Genomic DNA, 24,470 nt, shown 5'->3' with positions numbered 1-24,470 from the left:
TAATTACTTGGTTTCTGTCAGGACTTGGACTTGTGTACTAACAAACAAGTCTAGTTTCCTAGGAATTGGACTGCAAAGATAGCGATAAAATATTGATACGCAACTTATACTTTAAATATTTAAAAAAAAACGCTGAGATGCACTTGCTCTCCTTTGGCAGGTTCCTCTTACTAGGTTGAACCAAGTATTTTTTTCAGAACCTCCACCGCATAATCCACTTCCTCAAGCGTGTTGAACTTGCTGAATGAAAAGCGTACGGAAGTAGAGCCTTCTGGTACTCCCAAGTGCTGGATGACATGCGAACCGACACTGGCTCCACTCGAACAAGCACTTCCTCCGGATGCCGCTACTCCTTCCAGATCAAGGTTAAATAGCAACATATCCGCAGCAGCTGTTTTGGGCAAACGAACATTCAGTACCGTATACAAACTGTCCTCGGCAGAAGCCGACAACCCGTTAAAGGCCACCTCCGGCAGGACTTCGGTCAAGTGTTTGACCATATGTTGTTTTAAGGCCTGAATATGAGCCTGGTCAGCGTCCATATGGGTATGGGCGATCTCCAATGCCTTTGCCATCCCGATGATGCCCGGTACGTTTTCCGTTCCGCTGCGCATGCTCCGTTCTTGTCCGCCTCCGTGAATTAAGGCTTCGATTTTTACATCTTTCCGGACAAATAAAAAGCCGGCTCCTTTAGGCCCGTGAAACTTGTGAGCGGCACCCGCCATAAAATGAGCTTTGACTTTCTGCAAGTTCAGGGGAAAATGCCCTACGGTTTGCACCGCATCGGTATGAAAATACGCCCCGTATTGTTCGCACAATTGCCCGATCTTTTCTATATCATTCAGGTTGCCAATTTCATTATTGCCATGCATCAAACAGACTAATACGTCCTTACTTTCTGTCAGATATTTTTCCAATTGTGCATAATCCAGATTTCCCTGTGCATCGTTGTCCACGTATTTCAATTGTACATCATACTGTTTTTGCATTTGCTCTACCGTATGTAATACCGCGTGATGCTCCAGGGGGCTTGTAATGATAGTTTTCACCCCCAGGTTTTTCACTGCCCCGTGAATGGCAATATTGTCAGCTTCGGTTCCTCCAGAGGTGAAATAAATTTCAAACGGAGACACCTGAAAGTACTGGGCAATCTGTTTTCGAGCCCTTTCCAACGGCACTTTGGCATCCCGGCCAAATCCATGTGTTGAGGAAGGGTTTCCGAAATGTTCTTGCATAAAGGAAGTAATGGTCTCGATTACCTCTTTATCCATGGGCGTAGTAGCCGCATTATCAAAATAAACCCGCATATGTTATTTAGTAAGAGTTAATAAGAATGAACCATTCACATGTGCATGCAAATGGTTCATCTCTATAAATAATTGATGTTATGTGCTAATGGTTATTTCAGCTATTCTTCTGCTTTAAAAGCGATAATTTCCTTGATATCGCTAATAATCTTGTTGGCTAAATACTCAGAAGTCGCCGGAGAATCTGCTTCCGAATAAATCCGGATGATGGGCTCGGTATTGGATTTTCTTAAATGTACCCACTCTTTTTCAAATTCGATTTTCACGCCATCTACCGTGTTAATGGGTTGGTCTTTATACTTTTCCTGAATCTTTGCAAGGATTCCATCCACATCGATGTCCGGAGTAAGTTCGATTTTATTCTTGGAGATGGTATAATTCGGATAGGTCAGACGCAAGCGGCTGGTACTACCTTCAAACTCCGCCAGGTTGGATAAGAATAGCGCAATTCCTATCAAGGCATCTCTTCCGTAGTGCAATGCGGGATAAATCACCCCCCCATTCCCTTCGCCTCCGATTACCGCATTTTGCGCCTTCATTACTTCTACCACATTCACTTCTCCTACGGCCGAAGCGAAATATTCGGCTCCGGCTTTTTCGGTAATATCGCGCAATGCCCGGGTGGAAGAAAGGTTGGATACGGTATTTCCTTTTTCTTTTCTCAATACATAATCAGCCACTGATACCAATGTATATTCTTCGCCAAAAGGTGTTCCGTCTTCACATATCAAAGCCAAACGGTCTACGTCCGGGTCCACCACAATTCCCAAGTGGTAATTGCCAGACTCAATCTTAGAGCTGATCGCCGTCAGATTTTCCGGAAGCGGCTCGGGATTGTGTGGAAACGCTCCATTGGGATCACAATAAAGCTCTTCTACTTCCGCAACTCCCAAAGCTTTGAGCAAGCGGGGCACAGCAATTCCACCGGTAGAATTCACCGCATCTACAATGACCCGGAAGTTCTTTTGGCGAATAGCCTCCACATTGACAATCGGCATGGCCAGGATCATTTCGATATGTTTATCGATATAATCCATATGGGTAAGCTTCCCGATGTTTTGAGAAGCGACAAATTCAATATCATTGGATTCTGACAAGGTTAGAATCTCTTTACTGGCTTCTGCCGAAACAAATTCCCCCTTGCTATTCAGTAATTTCAAGGCATTCCAATTTCCGGGATTATGGCTGGCAGTCAGGATAATTCCTCCGGCGGCACCTTCGTGCATCACCGCCAACTCTACTGTAGGTGTAGTAGACAAGCCCAGGTTTACCACATTCAATCCTAGCGAGCGCAATGTGGAAATAACAATCTGAGAAATCACTTCTCCTGATTGCCGGGCATCTCTTCCTATAATCACTTTTTTGTTATCGGATTGCTGTTTGAGCCAGGTTCCATAAGCCGCAGCAAATTTTACTACATCATATGGGGACAATGTATCGCCTGATTTACCTCCAATAGTACCCCTGATTCCTGAAATTGATTTGATTAGTGTCAACTCGCTATAAGTTTAGATTGAAACATTTAAAACAAATGTAAAAAATATTTTTTGCTCAATGGGAATTTGCCTTACAATTATACACAGCAACAGGCTGAGTTCCTCATCGAATCGTCCTAAAATAAAGGAATTCATTCTTTTATCCAGATACACAATTTCACTTGGCAGACAAAGTAGTAAATCACTGATAATAAGCGCTCAATTTCTAATAAAGACTTGATTTACTCGCTGAAGCGGATTAAACTTTTTCTTTTTCCTAAAAAATGTTTCAAAAACGCCTCCTCTGTGTTACTTTTTCAACAATAGCTTTGCCTATTCTCTTCAAAAAGTGCCTTGATGAGTCGATTTTGATGCCATCTTCGGTCAAAAACTATACGTGTAAACCACTTCACTGCCATACATGCTCTATCACAAGCCCATTCTTCTATTTAACAACACACTTCAGCACCTGACAAGGTTCAAAATAAAAAAATACAGGGTAGAATCCCTGCTACATTTGGTAATTTACTTTAATGCCTGACGCACACTTTTGTATTTTACCAGTATCGCAAGGGGGGCTTTTCTCTTGCACGGGCAATTGATCCGTTTTTCAATATTATGAATTGCTTAATTTATTTCTCGGGTAAGAAATGCTTTACAAAAGCTCCTTGTGTATTGATATCGTAGACAAAAATATTCAATTCCTGAGCCTGATCCAAAAGGAATTTTCTCCGGGTATGAGAAATGGAAGTATCCAATATCAAAGTATCACAGTTTACCCAGGTCAAATCTCTGACAGCCTTCCGGCTGACGACCAGAAAATCGACCTTTTCTTGCATGGGTTGTTGCAGTGGTTTGCGCAAGATAAGAAAAGTTTTGCCTTCCCAACTAATGAGTTGTTGGGCATGTGTTTGAACAGCTAAAGGAAATGCGGCCTCTTCCAATTGGTTCCAACAGATATAATGCTTCTTTTGAATTCCTTTGGCATACCAATCTTGATAAAATAAATACCTGCATTGCTCCGGATCTTTCAACAGATCCGCTTCACCAATTAACCAAGCCTCCGTACCGGCCATGAAACAAAGGGTAGTTTGCCGGGGAGTATGATACACGGTAAAGACTTTTTGGGAAAACTGATCATGCCATTCCAACATTTGAAAACTCCCCAAACATGTTATCAACAATGCTCCCCAAACCACATAGCTAAATTTGCGCAGAGCGAATAACAACACAAGGCTCAGGATACTGGCATATACCACCCAGGTTTCTTCTACACTGATATGAATTTCACTGATGGTTGAACCTGGCAACTGTTGAATTATTTTCACAAAAAAATTGAGTAGAGCAATCACGGCTTCCAATACCCAAATACTTCCTGAAAACAACCAAGGTAAGAAAGAGACACTGACGGCCAATAAGCCCAAACATACAATCAACATGGCTGCAGGGATCACCACTAAATTGGAAAAAAGAAAATAGGTGGGAAACTGGTGGAAATACAATAAACTCAAAGGAGCTGTGGCAATCTGAGCCGCAATAGACACCGTACTGATTTCCCAGATCCATCGCCACACCGGACGCTCGGTTTTCCATAAACCGACAAGCTTTGGCTGAAGATATACTATACCGACTACGGCTATATACGAAAGCTGAAAGCCTACTTGAACAATCAGATAAGGCTGGAAACAGAGCAAAACAAAAGCCGATACTGCCAAGGTGTTATAAATATTACTGCGCCTATGAAGGCTTTGCCCCACAATGACAAAGGTAAACATGGTGACCGCCCTCAATACGGACGCAGACAAACCGGTGATAAAGGCATACCCCCACAACAAGCTCAAAGAGATAAAGGCAAACAAAACCGCCCCCCAGGGCGTAGATTTACATTTCCCGAATAAAAAGTTTACTACAAAAAAGATAATTCCCACATGCAATCCGGAAACCGCCAATACATGCATGGCTCCGGCACTGGCATATGCCTGCTGAGTATCCTGATCCAAACCTTCTTTTATTCCAAAGACCAATGCCGTGGCAACCCCTGCTGCACTTTCGGAAGAAAACTGTTGGGCAAATTTTTTCTGAAAGTACGTCCTAAGCCTGTAAGAATGAGCCAAAAGCCGGTGATGAGGTGTATTTCCCAACAATACCACTGTTTCATGGGGTTTTAAAAAATGCTGATGATAAATGGAGTGGTATGCCAAGTATTTTTTATAATCGAATTGGTGGGGATTGAGAGGAGGAGAAACTTCCACAGGGGTACCTTGTACAAGTAATACATCCCCGTATTGCCACGAGTTGCTTGAGTCTTGTTTGGCAATATAGGCCAATACTGATCCTTTTGCTTTCTGCCATTGGCCTCCGGTTTTTACTGCTTTTACTTTTAGCACACATTTCCAGCTTTTGTTTTTTTCTTCCACTTCACTGTCAAGCACCGCTTGATAATGAGTAATCGTCTGAAGCTTATGAGCAAAATGTCCGGGCGAATGGCAAGCCGTATGCCAATGAGTAAGTGAGTACCCTCCTGCAACTAAAGCCATGGCGGCAAGTAAGCCAAATACCCAAGCCTGTTTGCGTTGCCATCTCCTGGGAAAAACAATCCTGCAGAAGGTATACATGAGAACGAATGCCAGAAGTAATTCCAATGCATAAGCAAACTTGGAATGGATATGAATATAACTGAGAATGCCGATGATCAAATACCCTACATACCTGACAAAAACATACGGAGCCCATTTCATCCTAATCGTTGCATTATATTAAATGATAAACCAAAATGCCCATTACACCAAGCCTAACTTTGGAAAGGATAAGATTGATTGGCTATCAGTCGAAACGTGCAACAAGTTCTTGATCCAGAGCAAAAAAATACAGCCAATACAGATCTGCATTGGCTGTAGGAATTTCATTGTGCAAAAATCCCCGGCTTAAACAAACTGATTTACAGCCTCGACAAACTCATTGGGCTTTTCGGCATGCACCCAGTGACCTGCCCCATCGATGGTAGTTAATGTTGCCTGAGCAAACAAACGTTGGATCAAAGCGAAATCCGTATCCAGAATATAGTTGGAATTTCCTCCTCTGATAAAAAGTGTAGGAAGGTTAACTGTCTGACCGGTGTCTGTAACGGCCACTACATTTCCTACTTTCTCTGTCAAAACCGGCAGGTTCATTCTCCAACTAAACCCTCCCTCATCATTTCGATAAAGATTCTTCAATAAAAATTGCCTCACGGGTAGTTCCGGAATATAACCGCTCAACAGCTTGTCAGCTTCTCCCCGGCTCTTGAGCGTCTGAAGGTCGATACTGTTCAAGCCTTTCAGAATTGTCTGATGATGAGGTTTGTACTGTTTTGGCGCAATGTCCACTACAATCAATTTTTCTAATTGATCAGGGTATTTCATTGCAAATTGCATGGCTGTTTTCCCTCCCATAGAGTGGCCGATAATTACCGGTTTTTCAATAGCATGCAAGGCCATAAACGCTTTTAAATCCTCTGCCAGAATATCGTAATCGAATGCATCGGCATGCCCTGACCTGCCATGATTGCGTTGGTCTACCAGATATACTTTATGAGCTTCGGCAAAACGCTTTCCCAGGGTCAGCCAATTGTCGCAAGAGCCTAGAAAGCCATGCAAGATAATAATTGGCGTTCCGGTTCCCTGTTCCCGATAGAATAAATCCATAATTATCTGTTTGTTGATCAAATCTTTTTTTACTTGGCCAAATGTACAGGAATAATTGCGAATTTATGACAAAGAGCCTGAAGAGGGTTTTCCAAACAGAATTTCAAAACGGGTATCGGTCTTTCGCTTACTCAGTTAGCGGTGAAATACCTAACTTTGTGCTTTAGTTCTTTTAACTGAGTTGAAAATGACACGTATACACCTATTTATTTGCACAGTTACCCTACTGTTTGGATGCCAGGTCAAACAATCGGATTATGTGGATACAGATTTGGTCAAAAGGGAAATCAAAAGCAGGGAGTTTAAAAAGCTAACGGATGCCCAAATTATGAACGGGGCCTATGAGCAAGGAAAAAAACTCAGCAATAAAATTTTAACCGAACATACCTTTACCTCCCACTACTGTGACAGTGGTGAGCTGTTTACCCAATATGCCGACAGTATTTGTCAAACCGTGAGGTTGGTATGCGCCGAACAAAACACACAAGACAAAACCGAAGCGGCCATTTGGCAGGCTTATCAACACAACTACCGGGAAGACATGGATTTGTCTGACAATATTCAAGAATTAAACGAGGCAGAGTATTTATACTCCCATCCCATTGTGTTAGAAAATGACTCTGCCAAAAGTTTTACCCTTTTGAATATCGTCATCAATAAAAAAGAGATGATCAAAACCTTGTAAACAGGTTCATTATCTTAGATTGACTTTAAACTGTTTGTAGGCCTGGTCGAAAGCTTCGTAAAAAAGGCGCCCTTGCAACTGATAGCCCTTTTGGGTAAGGTGCAACTTATCGCGTTGGGCCAGGCCGTTTTCATACCAGGTTTCAATTGCTTTGTAGCCCCCCATAATGGTATAAAAATCCCAAACGGCCAAGTCCATTTCCCGGGCAAGTTTTACTACGATTTCCGTAGCAATCCCGAAGTTTTTAGAGGGATAACGTCTTCTGCGGGACCTGCGGAAACCATCTCCCGGTGTTGTCAACAAAATGGATACATTTGGCAAAGCTTGCTTGATTTGTGACAACAAAGAGCGATAATGCGCTTCAAATAAGCCCGCATCAAAGCGATAAGGAAAGGCATCATTGGTTCCGAGAGAAATCACAATCAGATCGGGATTTAATACCTGTAAATTTTTTTCAAAATCAACACAACGCAAATACGACTTTACATCGGCACCGTTTACACCGGAAGCACTGTAGGTTACGCCCGGAAGGTTGCTTTCCAAGGTCATTCCCTGCATCACAAATTGATTTTGCATTGCCTCGGTTTTGTCCAGAAATATCTTCACCTTATTCTGAGGCTTATGAAAGACAAACTCTTTGAAGCCCTCTCCTTCCATCGTGCCGGACACAAAATTCCCGGGATTCGTTTCGATATTCACATCGTATGACTGTGGGTCGGCATTCGTATAAAATACTTTTACCTTTTGGATTTCAAAACCTTCTTCCTTTGTATTGGGATTTACCTGAATAGTCGCCCCGTTGCTATGGGTGTGCCCGGAGATTCCCGAAAGCCCCCACTGGCTATGATGCCGGCTACTGGCTATCCATTTTTTCTCCCACTTTCCGGTGTACGATACATAATAATTAAAAGGGTTGGTGGTTCGAACCGCCCGGTAGGGAAACACAAACCCCCGGGCCGTGACCGGAAACCGGTTGTCGGCTCGGAATTGCTCCCGTACCGCTCCGGTAAAAATATCTGCCTGTATATGAGAATCGCCCAGATGCATGATATGCACCTGCCGGTCATTGCGCTTTTCTAAAAAGTATAATTGCGAAAAAATATGAAACAAGGCCGAATCGCTAAAACTTTTAAACTCATTGCGTTCATAGTTGATAAAAGGGAAGTTACCCGAAGAGGTAAAGAATGACTCCGGCTCGGCCGCCTGTCCCCACAACGTGAACGGCACCCCCAAGCAAAGCATCCAACTACTGACAAAAAGTAAAACGTTTTTCATCTCAACAGGCTCGTTTAATGTATTCGGCATCACCGGATTCTATTATCAAAAAACTAAATATATGAGAAGCTTGGAGCTACAAATTCCTTCAGCACCTATTTTTTCTTCTTAATTCATAGCCATCCTTTTTTGGAACTGGGCATAATCCGCCATTAACGCATTGTATACCATTTCTCCCACCAACTTTGCTCCCCTCCGGGTAAAGTGCGTATAGTCTTTGTTAGCCAAAGGAGCTTTGGCATGCACCCAGCTGATCATGGAATTTTGCCCACCCATCGCGGTAAACAAGTCCCAATATGCGCAATTTGCACGGAAGGCCGCGTTTCGTTGGGCTTCCCGCACCAAGCGGATATTAGGATACGATTCGTATTTCGGGCCTCGCTTCCGGGCCATGTCCGAAACTCCCACTACCAATATGTTTAAATCCGGCCGTAACGATTTCAAGTACTTCAACTGGCGGTACATAGAGTTTTCGTAGTACGTATAGTCTGTCAACACATTAGGAATGACGTTGACACCGAATTGAATAATGATCAATTTCACATTCAACTTACTAAACTGGGTTTTCAGATAATCCCGGTTGATATTGGTAAACTCCGTACCGGAACTTCCCCGCAAAGCCACATTGTCTACAGCTACTCCGCTATTACAGTCAAAGGCTAGCCCGTACAATTCCGAATCTTTGTTGGTTTTGAAATTCATCTTCAGGTTTTTGAATGAACCTCTAAACGGAATTTTATGAACCATAAAGGCATTTTGAGTGGTCAACGAATCCGTCCCGCCAAAAGACGCATTATTGAATTCATAATTGACCACCAGCGTATCTTCGGTGTTTTTATATAGGAGTTTGATATTGTCAAAAGTGTTATTGCGCTCATAGGAATATTTGGAGCGGGAAAACTTCACCCAAGCTGAAGAAGGAAATTGGAAATAACTTCCCAACAGCCCGTAATTCGAATGTTTGGTACTTCCCCGGTTTACCCCGTAGCAAAGTTTTTTGTTCCAATTATCACTGGCTTCCTGATAGATAGTGGAACGGGCATTTTTGATTTCCAGAATGGGGGTAATTCCCACACCACAGCCTCCGAAGGTTGCCTGAAAGCGATTGCGGATAAACTCGGTAATCCGGTCACCTTCCAGTTGGGAGTCGCCATAGTGTACGATACGAATCAGGTTTTTCTTAGAAGCCAATGTATTGAGTGAGGCATAAAAGTTATCCAAGGCTTGTGAATTGCCTCCGGGATATTCAATCGGCACTTTGACCGGCTGGACCTCCACAGGTTTAAATTCGGGCTTTTTGTCTAGAGAAGCTACACTGTCTTCTGCTTGTTCGGCATCCAGGCTGTCCAGTGATTTTTCAAGCGCCAGGATTGCATCGATATCGGCTTTCTTTTGATTCTCAAATGCATCCGACCAGGTAAAAACTTTCAGGCTGTATTCCGGAGATACATCCAGAACCCCAGGTGATACCAGCATGATAATGCCTGCCATTACCCCCACATACAAAAGGATTATTAATATTCTGCTTGGTTTTACCATTGTTAGAAGTTTACCTCAGTAGTTTTTAAAAACCGAATTTCCGTCAATTTCCCGAACAGCCAAATTTTATGGCGCCATCCACTCTCCGATACGTCTAAAAAATCTGTAAAATTATATAAAAAATTATGGAAAATTCAGCGGATTAAAACATCTATTCAATGCGCAAAATCTATACCCGTATGAATGAAGGGTAGAAGGAGTGAAGGATGGAGGGAGTGAAGGATGGAGGGAGTGAAGGATGGAGGGTTTGGTAATTTTGGCAAACGCTATTTTCAGGACTGGTTGACAGCTTCCACAAAAAAATCTCGATCCGAAACCCGTTAGGCTTCTGACCGAGACCCTTTTCAAAAGTTTCGTTTATCCGGATGGATTAAAACTCCTCGTCTTTAGAGAAGAAGAAGCTTCCTTCAAGCTGAGCGTTCTCATCTGAGTCTGACCCGTGGATAGCGTTTGCTTCGATAGATTTGGCAAACAATTTACGAACAGTTCCCTCAGCTGCTTCAGCCGGGTTAGTCGCTCCGATCAACGTTCTGAAATCTGCTACGGCATTGTCTTTTTCCAGGATCAAGGCCATAATAGCTCCGGAGCTCATATATTCACACAAGTCGTTATAGAAAGGTCTTTCTTTGTGTACTTCGTAAAATTGCCCTGCTCTTTCTGCTGTCAGCTTGGTTACTTTTGCCGCTACGATTCTAAATCCAGCCTCTTCAATCATTTTCAAGATTGCTCCAGTGTTACCAGCCGAAAAAGCATCCGGCTTAATCATGGTAAATGTTCTGTTTTGCGCCATAATTTTCAGTACAACTTATTAAGTAAAATAAATATTCAATTTTCTGCTTTGTACAAAGTGCTGTTTTTTTCTATAAAAAACATAGTCACACCCTGTTAAACAGCCGCAAAATTAAAAGTTTATTTTTGAATTAAAGTACCTAACAGAAATTTTGCTTGTATTTTTTGATAAGTTCATGCCGGTTTCACATTTTGTTAAGCGGCTTGTATCCCAATAAAAAGAGATTTCTCATAGAAAGTACTTGAATCAACCTCAAAACATTGGCATTTCTTTCCCGCATTTCGAGAACTTTCCCTTTCTTTTTTTCCACTTGTTAGAAAAGCAACGGATCAAATCGGTCTACTTTTTTTCAAAACTGAATTAATTTTTCCAACTTTATCGGGCTAAAAACCTGTCTGTCCGAAACATCCGGCCAGAAGAGAAAACCAAAGCAACATTTACTATAAACCATTTATTTTATTTTTTTAAATATGAAAATAGGAATTATTCGTGAAGGGAAAGTACCTGTGGATACCCGTGTGGCACTCACTCCTCAACAGTGCAAAGAAGTGATGGAGAAGTATCCGTTTGTAGCTATCAAAGTCCAGAAAAGTGAGAACCGCTGCTATAAAGACCAAGAGTATGAAGCGCTGGGAATCGAACTGACGGAGCAAGTGGAGGATTGTGATATATTGCTGGGAATCAAAGAAGTACCAATCAATAATTTAATAGCTGATAAAACTTATCTGTTTTTTTCACATACTATTAAAAAGCAAACTTACAACCGGAAACTCCTTCAAAATATCCTTCAAAAAAAAATACACCTGATCGATTACGAAACCTTGACAGAAGCCTCAGGAAATCGCGTCATTGCTTTTGGCCGTTATGCGGGGCTTGTAGGGGCTTACAACGGGGTGATGGCCTACGGTAAGCGATTCGGGTTATTTGAGTTAAAACCGGCCCACCAGTGCTTTGACATGAAAGAGATGTGGCAAGAACTTCACAAAGTATCCCTCCCTTCAGTAAAGATTGCTTTGACCGGAGGTGGCCGGGTATCGCAAGGAGCTATGGAAACCTTAGACGGCATGGGCATACGAAAAGTAAGCCCGGAAGAGTACTTGGAAAAAACCTTTAAGGAAGCTGTGTATACTCAACTGGACCCTGAGCATTATGCACAGGTAAAAGATGCGTCCAAGCCCTTTGACACTGCTGATTTTTATCAACATCCGGAAAATTATGCCTCTCATTTTGCTCGCTTCGCAGAGGTTACCGATCTGTTGATTGCCGCTGCGTATTGGGATCCTCATGCCCCGGTATTGTTTACCCGGGAGGAGGCGAAAAAAGAAAACTTCCGGATCAAAGTCGTTGCGGATATCACCTGTGACATCGATGGTTCGGTAGCCAGCACCCGGCAACCTTCTACCATTCAGGAACCCCTTTATGATTACAACCCGGCTACGGAAAAAGTGGAAGCCCCTCTTTCCAACCCCGGTAATATTACAGTCATGGCGGTGGATAACTTGCCCAACGAGCTGCCCCGTGATGCTTCGGAAAGCTTCGGACGCCAACTGATCGACAATGTTCTCAACGGCTTACTCGTAGAAGACAGCGAAGAAATGATTGCCAGGGCTTCAATTGCCAAGAGTGGCTCACTTACCCAAAAGTATAATTACTTACAAGACTTTGTGGAAGTTGTAGAAGAGTAGTCAACAGAAGAAGTGATTACAGGCAAAATGCAAAAACAGGGGATTGGCTTATTGCCAATCCCCTGTTTTTTTACTTTTTCAATTCCGCATAGTTTTGATAGAACAACGGAATCGTTTCGATACCTTTCATAAAGTTGAAGATACCAAAATGCTCATTCGGAGAGTGGATTGCATCGGTATCCAGACCAAAGCCCATTAATACAGAATCCAACCCAAGTAATTCTTTAAACATTGCCACGATCGGAATGCTTCCTCCTCCACGCATAGGAACCGGCTTTTTGCCAAAGGTAGCCTCATAGGCCTTACTGGCCGCTTGGTATTCCACAGAATCCGTAGGAGTCACTACCGGACGGCCGCCATGGTGAGGATTCACTTTCACTGTTACGGTAGACGGTGCGATGGATTCAAAGTGCTTTTGGAACAGCTCGGTGATTTCGTCCGGGTTTTGATCCGGTACCAAACGCATAGAGATTTTGGCATAGGCTTTTGAAGCAATTACCGTTTTGGCACCTTCTTCCATATATCCACCCCAAATACCGTTAACATCTAATGTCGGACGGATAGAAGTATGCTCCAAAGTAGTATATCCCTTTTCACCGGCCACTTCCGGTACACCGGTATCTGCTTTGAAATCCTCAATGTTAAACGGAGCGGCATTCATGGCGGCACGCTCTTCTTCTGATAGCTCAACAACTTTATCGTAGAAACCAGCCACCGTAATTTTATTGTTCTCATCTTTCAGGGAAGCAATCATTTCGCACAACACGTTGATCGGGTTGGCAACTCCTCCTCCATATAACCCGGAGTGAAGATCCCGCTTAGGCCCGGTTACTTCTACCTCTACATAACTCAAACCTCTCAAACCGGTGGTGATAGAAGGCGTATCGTTGCTTAGCATCCCCGTATCTGAAATAAGGATCACATCCGCTTTGAGTTTATCCTGATTTTCCCTCACATAGATTTCCAAATTCGGAGAACCGATTTCCTCTTCTCCCTCAATCATAAACTTCACATTGCAGGTCAGCTTACCGGTAGCCATCATCGTTTCAAAAGCCTTTACGTGCATGTACATTTGGCCTTTGTCGTCACAAGCTCCCCGGGCATAAATCTTTTCATCTTTGATGACCGGCTCAAACGGAGGCGAATTCCACAATTCCAAAGGATCGGCCGGTTGTACATCGTAATGCCCGTATACCAATACGGTAGGCAAACTCGGGTCGATGATTTTTTCTCCGTAGACAATCGGAAGCCCGGCAGTTTCACAAATTTCGACCACATCTGCACCCGCGGACAATAGTTTTTCTTTTACAAACTCTGCCGTTTTGATTACGTCCGGTTTGTGTTTGGCATCCGTACTTACTGAAGGAATCTTTAACAAGTCGATCAACTCGCCAATAAAGCGCTCCTTGTTCTCGGCTATAAACTTTTCCATAGGTTGTTTAGGTTTATCAAGCAAAAAAAGGAAACTTTGTACCTGTCCTTTTTTTAGCTTATTTGATTTGCAATTTATAAAAAAAGCCACTCTGTAGGAAGTGGCTTAATCTATGGTGTAAAACATTGATTTCAAATTTTCTATGGAGAAATTTCTCCATTTTTCTCTCAAAAGTGAAGCTTAGGGCATCGTGCGGTAAATGTAATCCCAAAGGGGAGAAGAAACGCCAAAAGCCTTGTCCGGAGCTTTGTAATGATGAATACCGTGATTCACCCATAAGATTTTGAGCGCATTATTCGGTGGACGGAATGCATGCACGATGTAGTGTACACTCAGGTACGCTGCATACCCACTGATAAAACCGGGCAAAAACCCATACGCCCAACTGCCCATAATAAAATTAAACAAATAGAAAAAACCAACGGCTAACAGAGCAGCAAGAAAAGGAGGCATTGCCAAGCGCCCTTTGTCATTGGGATAATCGTGATGCAACCCGTGTAACTTATGCTGCAAATCCGCTTTTACAGGCGAATCGGTTTCCATATGATACAGATAACGGTGAGCGATGTACTCTATCCAAGTAAAGAAGATGAATCCTACCAGGAAACTCAGTACAATTTGCCACCAAGACAATATATGATGTATCGAGGCATAGGAAATCACTCCAATTGCAGTCCCATAAAAAATGATCAAGGGAATGGAAATATGCGTTCTGGTCAACCGATCCAAGAACGGATTTTCAAACATTTTACCTTTTTGCTGGTTTGAGGTACTTGCCATGGCTTTTTAAAAATTTAATTTGCCCACAAAGGTAATAACAAATGCCAAAAATTATACAGAGAATCGGGGGAAGTTATTCCCGGGAGCGGTGATCCAGCCTAATCATCACCGAAAGTAAATCATTGAGCCAAGCGCTTTTTTGCTCATTTACAAACTGTATATATACAAAAAAGGGCCTAGGCCCTTTTTTGTATTTTATTCGTAACGGAGTACATGAAACCTGAAATCGAGCGGCTCTAATGTAGCCAGCAACTTGTCGATAAACTCAGGATCATTAAGGTAGAAATTCAAAAAATTGTCGTGCCTCTCTTGTAGCCCCCCGTTTGGAAACAGTTTCTCTTTTAATTTTTCAATTTGACTCATAGCCGTCTCTTGATTACGCTCTTCGGATTTTTTCATCCGTTTAGCAATATTATCCAGCGCTTTCAAGCCTTTTTTCTCTTCTGCCCCGACAAACCCCACTAAAGATTTATCCACCTGTTCAGCTTTCTCTAATACATTTTGAAACAACTGTTGAAATGCTTCGACTTCCCGGGTCAATTCAATCGCGTTTTCCGAATGGCGGTCCAGGTAAAGTTTTTTCAATTCATGAATTTCTTGAAAAAGTTCTCCTTCCTTAAACCCTAGTTTATCCAAACGGCTCAGACTTGATTTATTAATCACCAAAGCAAAATTTCGGGGTACCAATAAAGGATAGTCCACCTGATAATGATCAAATACGGCTTTTAGTTGTAGCCAGTAGGCAATTTCGGCAGGTCCTCCGATATAGGCAATATTAGGCAAGATGGTTTCCTGATATACCGGACGCATCACTACATTCGGGCTGAAACGCTCAGGGTGGGTCTCCAATAACTCCAAGAGTTCTTGCTCCGACAATTTTTCGTCTTTGTTCAACACTTCATAATAATGCCCTTCTCCCCCGTTGTCTTTGACGATCCGTTCTCTCAATTGACAATCCAGATAGAAGAAATTAATATCCCGGGCAAATATCTGATTTTTGTACCCTTTGGCTTGGAGGGCTTCATCTGTTTTTTCTACCAAAGCTTTTGCCGAATGGTTGAGCAGATCATCTTTGATTACAGGTCCAAAGGCTCTCTTCAAGGCCTTATCGTCACCGTCTACTACTACAAGGCCCTGTTTGCCAAAAAGTGCATTCACATAATACCGTTTGGCCTCTGCCAGGGTTTTACATTCCGTATAAGCTTTTTGGAATACGGCTGGCAAATTCTCCACCTCGTTCAGGATTTCGTCCAAACCTTGCAGGTCCATATGACCTACGGCTCCTTTGGGGTCGGGATGCTGCCACTCATGGCGCTGACCAAACAAATGAAAATACTTGATTTCTTCAAAGTCATGGTCTTCGGAAGCCATCCAATACACAGGCACAAAATTGTATTGGGGGTATGCTTTTTTAAGTTGTTTGGCAAGGTTAATTACCGTCACCACCTTATAGATGAAATACAAAGGGCCGGTAAAGATATTTAATTGGTGTCCGGTAGTTACGGTAAAGGTGTTTTCATGGAGCAAGCTGTCAATTTGCTCTTTAGGAGATTCTTCTAAAGAGGCATATTGAGCCAATAAACTTTGATGCAGACGTTGCCGGGCTTCCGGGCTGAATGTACGCTTGGTCAACACTTCGCCAAAGTTTTGTATTTTTGGATGCAAATTATAAAATGCATGAAGAGGCGCTGCTTGCCGTATGTAATCCAGAAAAATTTTGGAAAACTGATTGGTCGTTTCAAACGAGATTGGGACGTTTTTCATAGTTTATCGTGTGATTGCTTTTGCAAGATAGTTGCCCTGTCTATTTTTGGTTCTGCCACCCAAATGATTTAACACTTGCTTAACAGAATAAAAACCCTCGGACCAAAGTTCTATATCACGCTATTAATCAGCGGATTAGGATTATTTAATTTCAGTTATTACGTCCTCAAAAACTTGCAGATTTACAGCAGCCGGGAGCAGCGCAACCCACATGTTTCCCAGGACTTTATCCGACAGAATATTCCGGCAGGCAGTTTTGTAGTAGGAGAGCCGATGTATTATTATGCTGTCACCCAAGCCGGTTCACAGTTTCAGTTTATGGACTGGTACGCAGACCTGGAAGTACGGGAACAGCGGCAACGTGAGCTCTTCGACTACGATTACCTCATCATTACGGATCATATGCTCTCCCGGAATAAAAGGGTCATTCATTATTATTTACAACATGCAAAGTTAGAAGAAATCGCCCGCTTAGAGTTACCTCAAAGCGCGTTCAATAAAAAAATTTCCACCTTCAGCCTTCTAGGTATCCCGATTCTGTCAAATACGGAGCGGTATGGATACAGTTGCACACTGTACAAAAGGATAAAGTAAACAACCCAAAGGCCGGAAATAAAAAAGGAGCTTTGTTCAAAAGCTCCTCGAATATATACCTTACGGAATGAGTCAATTTTAGCTTTGCGCCAATGCTTCGGCACCACCCACGATTTCCAAAATTTCTTTGGTAATGGCCGCCTGACGGGTACGGTTATAGGTAAGGCGCAAGTCTTTCAACAGCTCGCTGGCATTGTCTGTTGCCTTATCCATAGAAGTCATCCGAGCACCGTGTTCAGAAGCATTTGATTCTAACAAGGCTTTGTAAAAAGAAATCTTCAGTGTTTTCGGAATCAATTCTTCTACAATTTGCACCTTGCTCGGCTCAAAGATATAATCTAATTCTTGTGATGAAGCGGTCTCATCTAATGAGCTTTCTTTTTGCTTCAATGGCAGGAACTCTTCCGCTCTTACCACTTGAGTAGCTACATTCTTAAACTCATTATAAATCAACTCCACTTTGTCGAATTCACCTGTACGGAATGCATACATTACATGTTCGGCCGCTTTGCGCACTTCATCAAAAGTCAGGTGGTGGAACAGCTCCACATATTCATCAATGACTTTATCACCCCTCTTACTGAAAAACTGATGGGCTTTAGAACCGATACACATTACTTCCACATTGCCTTGCCGGTTCAGCTCAGCATATTTGCCTTCCATCAAGCTAATCGCTTGTTTGATAGCGTTGGAGTTAAAACTTCCGCACAAGCCCCGGTCAGAAGAAATCACTACTAACAGCACCTTTTTCACTTCTCTTTCTTCGGTATACTTGCTGGATTGTTCTCCGGCCACAGCGCTCGCTACATTGTGCAAGATACCTTCGAGTTTTTGAGAATAAGGGCGCAACTGAATGATTTTATCCTGAGCCCTTCTCAACTTAGCCGCAGCCACCATCTTCATCGCTTTTGTGATTTGCTGCGTGGAAATAACCGAGTTGATCCGCGTTTTTACCTCTTTAAGACTCGCCATCGATGATAAATTATTCTATGTGAAAGCAACCTGACGGCCAGGGTCAGGTTGCTAAATAATTTCTAATTGATTTATGCCTGATAATTTACGGCTACTTCTTTCGCTACTTTTTTCAGGGTGTCGGTCACAGAGTTATCCAACTTCCCTTGCTTCAAGGCAGCTAAAGTATCCGCTTGTTTTTCGTCCAATACTTGTAAGAACTCTTCTTCAAAAGCTTTTACTTTTTCTACCGGAACTTTGTCTAACAAGCCGTTCGTAGAAGCATAAATAATTGCTGCTTGCTTTTCAACCGCTACTGGAGAGTATTGGTTTTGCTTCAGGATTTCCTGGTTACGAAGCCCTCTCTCGATGGTCAATTTGGTAGCCGCATCCAAGTCAGAACCGAATTTGGCGAAAGCCTGTAATTCACGGAACTGTGCTTGATCCAATTTCAAAGTACCGGATACTTTTTTCATGGATTTGATTTGTGCGGCACCCCCTACTCGGGATACAGAGATACCTACGTTAATTGCAGGCCGGATACCTGATAAGAACAGGTTCGATTCCAAGAAGATCTGTCCGTCTGTAATGGAAATAACGTTGGTAGGAATATAAGCAGAAACGTCACCGGCTTGTGTCTCAATGATAGGCAGGGCGGTCAAAGAACCTCCACCTTTTACCAATGGACGGATAGAATCCGGCAAGTCATTCATATTTTGAGCGATTTCCAGAGAATCGTTGATTTTTGCCGCCCGCTCTAACAAACGAGAGTGCAAGTAGAATACGTCACCAGGGTAAGCTTCACGTCCAGGAGGTCTTCTCAACAAGAGAGACACTTCCCGATAAGCCACCGCTTGCTTAGAAAGGTCATCAAAGATCACCAAAGCATGACGGCCGGTATCCCGGAAGAACTCACCGATAGCCGCTCCGGTATAAGGAGCAAAGAATTGCATAGGAGCCGGGTCAGCAGCAGAAGCCGCAACGACTACCGTGTAATCCATAGCACCGGCTTTTTCCAGTTGGTTTACTACTTGAGCAACAGTAGAAGCTTTTTGCCCGATCGCTACATAGATACAGTATACAGGCTCTCCTTTTTCGTAATTCTCTTTTTGGTTGATAATGGTATCTACCGCTACGGTAGTTTTACCCGTTTGACGGTCACCGATGATCAACTCCCGTTGTCCTCTTCCGATCGGGATCATAGAGTCAATCGCTTTGATACCGGTTTGTAACGGTTCGGTTACAGGCTTACGATAAATTACACCGGGAGCCTTTCTTTCCAAAGGCATCTCGTATAACTCACTGTTAAACTCACCTTTTCCGTCAATGGGGTTCCCTAAGGTATCCACCACACGGCCTAACAAGCCTTCTCCCACTTTCACAGAAGAAATACGCTCTGTTCTTTTTACCGTATCGCCTTCTTTGATATCACTGGAATCACCGAAAATTACCGCCCCTACATTATCTTCTTCCAAGTTCAATACCAAGCCCATCAGGCCATTGTCGAATTCGATCAGCTCTCCTGCTTGAGCATTAGAAAGGCCATAGATACGAGCTACCCCGTCACCTACCTGGAGTACAGTACCTACTTCTTCCAGTTCAGCCTCGCTTTTGAAGTTAGACAGCTGCTCTCTTAATATTGTAGAAACCTCATCTGGTCTTACCTGAGACATTCTTTTACGATTTATAATTAATATTCAAATACTACTTTTTCACTTTAAGCGAAAGGGCACAAAGCCTTTTCCTTTATGATTTGATCAATTGTTGCTTCATGCGCTTCAGTCCGCTTTGTACAGAGCTATCAATCTGCTTGTCGCCAATATTCAAGACAAAACCACCGATCAATTCTTCATCTACACTTGTATGCAAATCGACTTCCGCTTTGGCAACTTGGCGCACCAAGTTTTCAAATTCGCCCTTCAGGCTGGCGTCAATCGGGAAGGCCGTCACCAACTCAGAATGTTGAATTCCCTTCAGTATATTATACTCCCGTAGCACTTCCGAGGCGACTTCCTGCAAAACCCCTTCACGTCCTTTTTTGCAAAGCAGGCGGAAAAACTTTATGAGCAAGTCATCAATTTTTCCGGTGAACAAGGCTGAGAGGATAGCAAATTTCTTATCGCTATAGACGATGGGGTTTCTGAGCAGCAAACGTAAGTCGCGATGTTCTTCACAACTTTCCCTTACCAATGTCATCCCCTGCTTCACATCTTCCAGCTTATTTTGTTCCAGCGCTAATGAAATCAATGATTTTGCGTACCGAGCGGCAACCCTTGCGTCTGAATTCATGAATCAATCAATTTATTTAACGTGTACTTCTTTTAACAACTCACCCACCAATGATTGGTGTGCTTGGCTATCAGCCAACTCTTTTCTCACTACTTTTTCAGCAATTTCCAACGACAAGCGAGCCACTTCTTTTTTCACTTCGGCCATTGCTTTTTGTTGCTCTGCCAAGATCGACTGTTGAGCGGCTTTCACCAATCGGTCAGCTTCTTCTTTGGCTTTTGCCTGGGCTTCGTTAAGGATTTTACCGGCATTGTCTTTGGCCTCTTTCAGGATCTCTTCTCTCTCGGCACGGGCCTCTTTTTTCATATCGGCAATTTCGGCATTCAGTTTTTCTACTTCTTCTTTAGCGTTTTCCGAAGCATTCAAAGCCTGAGCGATGGTATCTTCTCTTTCTTTTAAGGCTTGTGCAATAGGTTTTACGGCAAACTTACCCAACACAACGACTACAAGAAGAAAAACTACTGAAGTCCAGAATACTAATCCTATACCCGGTGTTACTAATTCCATGGATTTGTTGTATTTATGATCTATTGATTTGTTTTGACTTAAAGAAACACCCGCCGGGTGGCTATCCCACACCAGCGAGTGTTTTTGTGCTTTTGCAGGTAGGTTGGATAAATTAAGCTGATCCTACCAAGAAACATACTGCAATGGCGAAAAGCGCAGCACCTTCAATCAAGGCCGCAGCGATAATCATAGCAGTTTGCAAGTTACCAGCAATCTCTGGCTGTCTAGCCATTGATTCTACCGCACTAGAACCGATTTTACCGATACCTAATCCGGCTCCAACTACCGCCAATCCGGCTCCTAAAGCAGCACCTAATGCTCCGATAGAACCTACCATCTCTAATAAGATTGATAAAAGCATACTGATTTTAAAATAAATTATGAATAGTTAAACAAAACAATACAATATTAATGGTGTTCTTCCACAGCCATTCCAATAAATAAGGCCGTCAACATGGTGAACACGTAGGCTTGTAACAAGGCAACAAAGATCTTCAAAATCAACATCACAAACGCCAGAAAGCCTACAGGAAGTGCTACAAAAAAGCTTTCGAATAAGAATACGAAACTCCACAAACTCAACAATACAATATGTCCTGCAGTCATGTTAGCAAACAAACGGACCATCAGAGCGAAAGGCTTGGTGAAGATTCCTAAAAATTCGATAGGGATCATGATAATCCGCAATGGCAACGGCACACCGGGTGTCCAGAAAATATGCCCCCAATAGTGCTTGTTCCCGGAGAAGTTGGTTATTAACAAGGTAAACACAGCCATGGTACCTGTAAAGGCGATATTCCCACTGGTATTCGCTCCGGTAGGCACCAAACCGACCAGGTTATTAATCCAGATAAAAAAGAACATACAAACCAGGAATACCATGTATTTCTCGTATTTCTTTTCACCGATATTCGGCTTGATCACGTCATCGCGCAGGTAAACGATAATAGGCTCCAGTAACGACTGTAAGCCTTTAGGGGCTTGTCCGGGACGTTTTTTGTATCCGGAAGCAGCCGTAAAAAGCAAGAGTCCCATCAATATGACGGACACAATCATAGAGGCTACGTTTTTAGTGATGGAGAAATCCAACACGGACTTTCCATTCACTTCCACAATATGCCCGTGGTCTAATTTATATTCCCGGTCACCTTTGGTTACGGTATGCTCACCATGGTGAAAAGCATTGGACAGAAACATATCCAAAGAGCCTTCGGTATACAAAATAATAGGCAAAGGAATGGTAACATGATGCTCCAAACCGTCATCCCCGGTATAATCAGCGATGTGCCATCCGTAATCATCCATGATATGATGCAGGATCATCGACTTGGGATCAAACTTTTTCCCTTCTTGGGAAGGAGCATCTTCTGAAGCAAACGCCCATGCCGGAGCAAAAGCAGACAACAGAAACAAACAACCGTAAATCAGTGACTTAGAAAATAATTTTTTACTCTTTTCCATCAGTTTTCTCAACGCTTTCCGAAATTTTCCGCAATTTAGATAACAGGGTACTAATTTCAAACAAGGTAAATAAGAAATACAGTGCGAAAAAGGTGACTGTAAAGCTTATCCTCAATTCTTGAACTGTAAAATAATATACACATAACACAATCCCCCCTAGCAACAACCTGAAGGTAGAAGCTCCCATCACATGGTTCATGTAAACTATTCCACCTTTTTTGGCTCCTCTCAGCACGATTACATAAGAAAAAACAGACAGGAAAATCTGATACCCTAAAATGTACCAAGTGTGAGGATGAATAAATACAGTTGTAAATTGTGCCAAAACAATGATGGCTACTACTACCAGTATTGTCAATCCAATAAGTCCTTTCCAGAATCTATCCATATCCCTTGTGAAACGGCTAAATTAAAGCACATTTTGAGGGCGCAAAGATGATATATTTTCCGTAGAATACCTAGCTTAATTCTAAAAAAACCAGCAAGTTCCCTTCAAGGCAAAAGAAAAACCTGGCAGATTTTGCTGACAATTTATATTGTCCTGCTAAAATCTGCCAGGTTTTTTTAATCTACCCGCACACACTACATCATTTAAAGTGCTTTAAGTTGCGCATCAAACTCCAGATCGAAGCCGCTACCCCCAACAGCATAAACAGCACGGTAAAGTATGGAGTTTCTGTAGCCCAATAGTCATCCAGAAGCCCTCCGATCCATAGCCCTAACAGAATCGCTCCCAGCATTTCCGTGGCTATGCCCGTAAAGCGTAATAACTTGTTGTTAATTGGCGACTTTGGCGGCTTGTTTGGTTTCTCCTTTTTTGTCAACTTTCAGGTCATTAACGCTTTTTTCACCCATCTTACAGTTCCCGTTGAACTTAGCCCCTGATTGGATCACCAATTTTCCAGTATAGATATCTCCGTTGATTTGCGCTGTAGGGTGCAATACCAAAACATCCGAAATCTCCAGTTTCCCGTTTACTTCCCCTTCAATTTCCGCATTTTGAGAGATAATATTTCCCACAATTACAGAGCTTTTGCCAATGGCCACTTTTGATTTAGACTTGACATTGCCGTTCAGCTTTCCATCAATACGAATATTTCCAAATGTTTCTATATCTCCGGTAATGATAGTGCCTTTGCCTATAATATTACTTGAGTTACTCATTTGTACTTCCTCCTCTTTTTCGGCCTGTTTTCCAAAAATACTCATGTTGCAGTATGATTTAGATTAAAAAGTTTAATTCTACTCCGGTAAAATTCCCGCCGGAGCATGTAAGGTTTTTCTAAAAATCCAACTTGAATGGCTAATTAACAAATGTCTCCACTAAAAAGCAACAAAATCTTCCGGATCTACCGGATTCCCTTTATACCATAATTCCAAGTGTAAGTGAGGACCATCCGTAAACTCCCCGGAGTTTCCGATAATGGCCACAATATCCCCGGCTTTCACTATCTCCCCTACTTGTTTTAATAAGACAGAATTATGCTTATAAAAAGAAATTAGTTGATTTTTATGCTGCACACCGATTACGTAGCCGGAGTCCTGGGTCCAGGAAGACAAGACTACGGTGCCATCTGCAATGGATTTAATCGGCTCATTTTCTTTTGCCACGATGTCCGTCCCATAATGTTTTTCTTTCACGGCATATCCCCGGGTCACGATGCCATTGATAGGAGGGAAAAAGAATACACTTTGCAAATCATCTCGAGTGGTATTTTGATAAGACAGCCGGTCGTAATCCACATCTTCAAATTCTTTCCGGAACACCGAATCAATCGGCTTTACTTCGTCCAGGTTGACTTCGCTGACTTTTACATCTGCACCTATACCCTGGGTAAGCTCTTCCTCACCCACATTGCCACTCATTATGTTTTTAATATTTTTAATATAGCGCTCCTTTATGGCGGCCTGTAATTCCAACGAATCCACTTTTTCTTCCAACTCAATCAACAAGCGGTTGGTTTGCATATATTCGACCCTGGGATCAAACCACCTTCCCAAAACAGTGGTCACCAATAAAAAGCTTATTCCTGAAAAAAGGATCAACAAAGTCCCTATTAGCAAGATTAACCGGGCATAATTAAAGCGAATAGTCGTTTTTTCCGCAAAATTCTCTTCATCCCTCACTATGACCAGAAACCTCGAAGTCAGCCAGTTCGATAATGTTTTCTTTTGCTTCAAAGCATTTTTTCTTAGGTTGAATAAGCAAAAATATATATTTTATCTTGATACTTCACAGGCTGGGAAGGCTTT

23 protein-coding genes are annotated in these 24,470 nt (G+C 42.6%); 3 read left to right on the top strand and 20 right to left on the bottom strand.

What is annotated here, in order from left to right:
* Positions 1–170: 170 nt before the first annotated feature.
* The 4 genes from AAG747_RS01330 to AAG747_RS01315 all read right to left on the bottom strand — a co-directional run bounded on the left by AAG747_RS01330 (position 171) and on the right by AAG747_RS01315 (position 6,465).
* The gene (locus tag AAG747_RS01330) at positions 171–1,307 is read right to left on the bottom strand and encodes a cysteine desulfurase family protein (RefSeq protein WP_346819315.1); all 1,137 of its coding nucleotides are present in this window, start codon (positions 1,305–1,307) and stop codon (positions 171–173) included.
* A 101-nt stretch (positions 1,308–1,408) separates the two neighbouring features.
* Positions 1,409–2,803: a phosphoglucosamine mutase gene (glmM, locus tag AAG747_RS01325; RefSeq protein WP_346819314.1), complete on the bottom strand. Its 1,395-nt coding sequence runs from the start codon at positions 2,801–2,803 to the stop codon at positions 1,409–1,411.
* Positions 2,804–3,414: 611 nt separating this feature from the next.
* Positions 3,415–5,520 carry a ComEC/Rec2 family competence protein gene (locus AAG747_RS01320; RefSeq protein ID WP_346819313.1) on the bottom strand — a complete coding sequence of 702 codons (2,106 nt, stop codon included), beginning with the start codon at positions 5,518–5,520 and terminating at the stop codon, positions 3,415–3,417.
* A gap of 186 nt (positions 5,521–5,706) precedes the next feature.
* The gene (locus tag AAG747_RS01315) at positions 5,707–6,465 is read right to left on the bottom strand and encodes an alpha/beta fold hydrolase (RefSeq protein ID WP_346819312.1); all 759 of its coding nucleotides are present in this window, start codon (positions 6,463–6,465) and stop codon (positions 5,707–5,709) included.
* Positions 6,466–6,652: 187 nt separating this feature from the next.
* Here AAG747_RS01315 and AAG747_RS01310 point away from each other — a divergent pair, with 187 nt between their 5' ends.
* Positions 6,653–7,150 carry a hypothetical protein gene (locus tag AAG747_RS01310; RefSeq protein WP_346819311.1) on the top strand — a complete coding sequence of 166 codons (498 nt, stop codon included), beginning with the start codon at positions 6,653–6,655 and terminating at the stop codon, positions 7,148–7,150.
* A 9-nt stretch (positions 7,151–7,159) separates the two neighbouring features.
* On the opposite strand, the gene AAG747_RS01305 is transcribed toward AAG747_RS01310, so the two are convergent.
* The 3 genes from AAG747_RS01305 to AAG747_RS01295 all read right to left on the bottom strand — a co-directional run bounded on the left by AAG747_RS01305 (position 7,160) and on the right by AAG747_RS01295 (position 10,754).
* The gene (locus tag AAG747_RS01305) at positions 7,160–8,425 is read right to left on the bottom strand and encodes a GDSL-type esterase/lipase family protein (protein ID WP_346819310.1); all 1,266 of its coding nucleotides are present in this window, start codon (positions 8,423–8,425) and stop codon (positions 7,160–7,162) included.
* Positions 8,426–8,533: 108 nt separating this feature from the next.
* On the bottom strand, positions 8,534–9,964 hold the full coding sequence (locus AAG747_RS01300; protein ID WP_346819309.1) for an SGNH/GDSL hydrolase family protein: 1,431 nt from the start codon (positions 9,962–9,964) through the stop codon (positions 8,534–8,536).
* 370 nt (positions 9,965–10,334) lie between these two features.
* Positions 10,335–10,754 carry a nucleoside-diphosphate kinase gene (locus AAG747_RS01295; RefSeq protein ID WP_346819308.1) on the bottom strand — a complete coding sequence of 140 codons (420 nt, stop codon included), beginning with the start codon at positions 10,752–10,754 and terminating at the stop codon, positions 10,335–10,337.
* A gap of 470 nt (positions 10,755–11,224) precedes the next feature.
* On the opposite strand from AAG747_RS01295, the gene AAG747_RS01290 reads away from it, so the two are divergent.
* Positions 11,225–12,439, top strand: coding sequence for an NAD(P)-dependent oxidoreductase (locus AAG747_RS01290; RefSeq protein ID WP_346819307.1), 1,215 nt, complete (start codon positions 11,225–11,227; stop codon positions 12,437–12,439).
* 70 nt (positions 12,440–12,509) lie between these two features.
* Here AAG747_RS01290 and AAG747_RS01285 read toward each other — a convergent pair whose 3' ends face one another.
* From AAG747_RS01285 to bshC, 3 genes are all read right to left on the bottom strand, one after another.
* A complete protein-coding gene (locus tag AAG747_RS01285) occupies positions 12,510–13,871 on the bottom strand; it encodes a dipeptidase (protein ID WP_346819306.1) in 1,362 nt (453 codons plus the stop codon).
* A 180-nt stretch (positions 13,872–14,051) separates the two neighbouring features.
* The gene (locus AAG747_RS01280; protein WP_346819305.1) at positions 14,052–14,651 is read right to left on the bottom strand and encodes a sterol desaturase family protein; all 600 of its coding nucleotides are present in this window, start codon (positions 14,649–14,651) and stop codon (positions 14,052–14,054) included.
* A gap of 195 nt (positions 14,652–14,846) precedes the next feature.
* Positions 14,847–16,415 carry a bacillithiol biosynthesis cysteine-adding enzyme BshC gene (gene bshC / locus AAG747_RS01275; protein ID WP_346819304.1) on the bottom strand — a complete coding sequence of 523 codons (1,569 nt, stop codon included), beginning with the start codon at positions 16,413–16,415 and terminating at the stop codon, positions 14,847–14,849.
* A 75-nt stretch (positions 16,416–16,490) separates the two neighbouring features.
* Here bshC and AAG747_RS01270 point away from each other — a divergent pair, with 75 nt between their 5' ends.
* Positions 16,491–17,009, top strand: a complete 519-nt coding sequence (locus AAG747_RS01270; RefSeq protein ID WP_346819303.1) for a hypothetical protein — start codon at positions 16,491–16,493, stop codon at positions 17,007–17,009.
* Between the two features lie 78 nt (positions 17,010–17,087).
* On the opposite strand, the gene atpG is transcribed toward AAG747_RS01270, so the two are convergent.
* The 10 genes from atpG to AAG747_RS01220 all read right to left on the bottom strand — a co-directional run bounded on the left by atpG (position 17,088) and on the right by AAG747_RS01220 (position 24,398).
* On the bottom strand, positions 17,088–17,981 hold the full coding sequence (gene atpG, locus AAG747_RS01265; RefSeq protein WP_346819302.1) for an ATP synthase F1 subunit gamma: 894 nt from the start codon (positions 17,979–17,981) through the stop codon (positions 17,088–17,090).
* A 71-nt stretch (positions 17,982–18,052) separates the two neighbouring features.
* On the bottom strand, positions 18,053–19,633 hold the full coding sequence (gene atpA / locus AAG747_RS01260; protein WP_346819301.1) for a F0F1 ATP synthase subunit alpha: 1,581 nt from the start codon (positions 19,631–19,633) through the stop codon (positions 18,053–18,055).
* A gap of 73 nt (positions 19,634–19,706) precedes the next feature.
* Positions 19,707–20,249: an ATP synthase F1 subunit delta gene (gene atpH / locus AAG747_RS01255; RefSeq protein WP_346819300.1), complete on the bottom strand. Its 543-nt coding sequence runs from the start codon at positions 20,247–20,249 to the stop codon at positions 19,707–19,709.
* 12 nt (positions 20,250–20,261) lie between these two features.
* Positions 20,262–20,756, bottom strand: coding sequence for a F0F1 ATP synthase subunit B (atpF, locus tag AAG747_RS01250; RefSeq protein WP_346819299.1), 495 nt, complete (start codon positions 20,754–20,756; stop codon positions 20,262–20,264).
* A 112-nt stretch (positions 20,757–20,868) separates the two neighbouring features.
* Positions 20,869–21,117 (bottom strand): ATP synthase F0 subunit C, encoded by a 249-nt coding sequence (atpE, locus tag AAG747_RS01245; protein WP_346819298.1) that lies wholly within the window; start codon positions 21,115–21,117, stop codon positions 20,869–20,871.
* 47 nt (positions 21,118–21,164) lie between these two features.
* Entirely contained in the window at positions 21,165–22,217 is a 1,053-nt protein-coding gene (gene atpB, locus AAG747_RS01240; protein WP_346819297.1) for a F0F1 ATP synthase subunit A, read from the bottom strand.
* Positions 22,204–22,605 carry a hypothetical protein gene (locus AAG747_RS01235; protein WP_346819296.1) on the bottom strand — a complete coding sequence of 134 codons (402 nt, stop codon included), beginning with the start codon at positions 22,603–22,605 and terminating at the stop codon, positions 22,204–22,206. The genes atpB and AAG747_RS01235 overlap by 14 nt, the downstream gene beginning before the upstream one ends.
* 199 nt (positions 22,606–22,804) lie before the next feature.
* The gene (locus AAG747_RS01230) at positions 22,805–23,041 is read right to left on the bottom strand and encodes an AtpZ/AtpI family protein (protein ID WP_346819295.1); all 237 of its coding nucleotides are present in this window, start codon (positions 23,039–23,041) and stop codon (positions 22,805–22,807) included.
* The gene (locus AAG747_RS01225; RefSeq protein WP_346819294.1) at positions 22,995–23,426 is read right to left on the bottom strand and encodes a bactofilin family protein; all 432 of its coding nucleotides are present in this window, start codon (positions 23,424–23,426) and stop codon (positions 22,995–22,997) included. Before AAG747_RS01225 ends, AAG747_RS01230 begins: the two co-directional genes overlap by 47 nt.
* A gap of 114 nt (positions 23,427–23,540) precedes the next feature.
* On the bottom strand, positions 23,541–24,398 hold the full coding sequence (locus tag AAG747_RS01220) for a M23 family metallopeptidase (protein ID WP_346819293.1): 858 nt from the start codon (positions 24,396–24,398) through the stop codon (positions 23,541–23,543).
* Between the last annotated feature and the right edge of the window lie 72 nt (positions 24,399–24,470).

This window comes from Rapidithrix thailandica, assembly GCF_039710355.1.
Classification (GTDB): Bacteria; Bacteroidota; Bacteroidia; order Cytophagales; family Flammeovirgaceae; genus Rapidithrix; species Rapidithrix thailandica.
This window is presented reverse-complemented; position numbering and strand designations above follow the sequence as displayed.

What these genes read in the sequence shown, in the direction of transcription:
- AAG747_RS01330 (WP_346819315.1), bottom strand. Translation starts at nt 1,307, where the DNA reads ATGCGGGTTTATTTTGATAATGCGGCTACTACGCCCATGGATAAAGAG.
- AAG747_RS01320 (WP_346819313.1), bottom strand. Translation starts at nt 5,520, where the DNA reads ATGAAATGGGCTCCGTATGTTTTTGTCAGGTATGTAGGGTATTTGATC.
- AAG747_RS01315 (WP_346819312.1), bottom strand. Translation starts at nt 6,465, where the DNA reads ATGGATTTATTCTATCGGGAACAGGGAACCGGAACGCCAATTATTATC.
- AAG747_RS01310 (WP_346819311.1), top strand. Translation starts at nt 6,653, where the DNA reads ATGACACGTATACACCTATTTATTTGCACAGTTACCCTACTGTTTGGA.
- AAG747_RS01305 (WP_346819310.1), bottom strand. Translation starts at nt 8,425, where the DNA reads ATGAAAAACGTTTTACTTTTTGTCAGTAGTTGGATGCTTTGCTTGGGG.
- AAG747_RS01300 (WP_346819309.1), bottom strand. Translation starts at nt 9,964, where the DNA reads ATGGTAAAACCAAGCAGAATATTAATAATCCTTTTGTATGTGGGGGTA.
- AAG747_RS01295 (WP_346819308.1), bottom strand. Translation starts at nt 10,754, where the DNA reads ATGGCGCAAAACAGAACATTTACCATGATTAAGCCGGATGCTTTTTCG.
- AAG747_RS01290 (WP_346819307.1), top strand. Translation starts at nt 11,225, where the DNA reads ATGAAAATAGGAATTATTCGTGAAGGGAAAGTACCTGTGGATACCCGT.
- AAG747_RS01285 (WP_346819306.1), bottom strand. Translation starts at nt 13,871, where the DNA reads ATGGAAAAGTTTATAGCCGAGAACAAGGAGCGCTTTATTGGCGAGTTG.
- AAG747_RS01280 (WP_346819305.1), bottom strand. Translation starts at nt 14,651, where the DNA reads ATGGCAAGTACCTCAAACCAGCAAAAAGGTAAAATGTTTGAAAATCCG.
- bshC (WP_346819304.1), bottom strand. Translation starts at nt 16,415, where the DNA reads ATGAAAAACGTCCCAATCTCGTTTGAAACGACCAATCAGTTTTCCAAA.
- atpG (WP_346819302.1), bottom strand. Translation starts at nt 17,981, where the DNA reads ATGGCGAGTCTTAAAGAGGTAAAAACGCGGATCAACTCGGTTATTTCC.
- atpA (WP_346819301.1), bottom strand. Translation starts at nt 19,633, where the DNA reads ATGTCTCAGGTAAGACCAGATGAGGTTTCTACAATATTAAGAGAGCAG.
- atpH (WP_346819300.1), bottom strand. Translation starts at nt 20,249, where the DNA reads ATGAATTCAGACGCAAGGGTTGCCGCTCGGTACGCAAAATCATTGATT.
- atpF (WP_346819299.1), bottom strand. Translation starts at nt 20,756, where the DNA reads ATGGAATTAGTAACACCGGGTATAGGATTAGTATTCTGGACTTCAGTA.
- atpE (WP_346819298.1), bottom strand. Translation starts at nt 21,117, where the DNA reads ATGCTTTTATCAATCTTATTAGAGATGGTAGGTTCTATCGGAGCATTA.
- atpB (WP_346819297.1), bottom strand. Translation starts at nt 22,217, where the DNA reads ATGGAAAAGAGTAAAAAATTATTTTCTAAGTCACTGATTTACGGTTGT.
- AAG747_RS01235 (WP_346819296.1), bottom strand. Translation starts at nt 22,605, where the DNA reads ATGGATAGATTCTGGAAAGGACTTATTGGATTGACAATACTGGTAGTA.
- AAG747_RS01225 (WP_346819294.1), bottom strand. Translation starts at nt 23,426, where the DNA reads ATGAGTATTTTTGGAAAACAGGCCGAAAAAGAGGAGGAAGTACAAATG.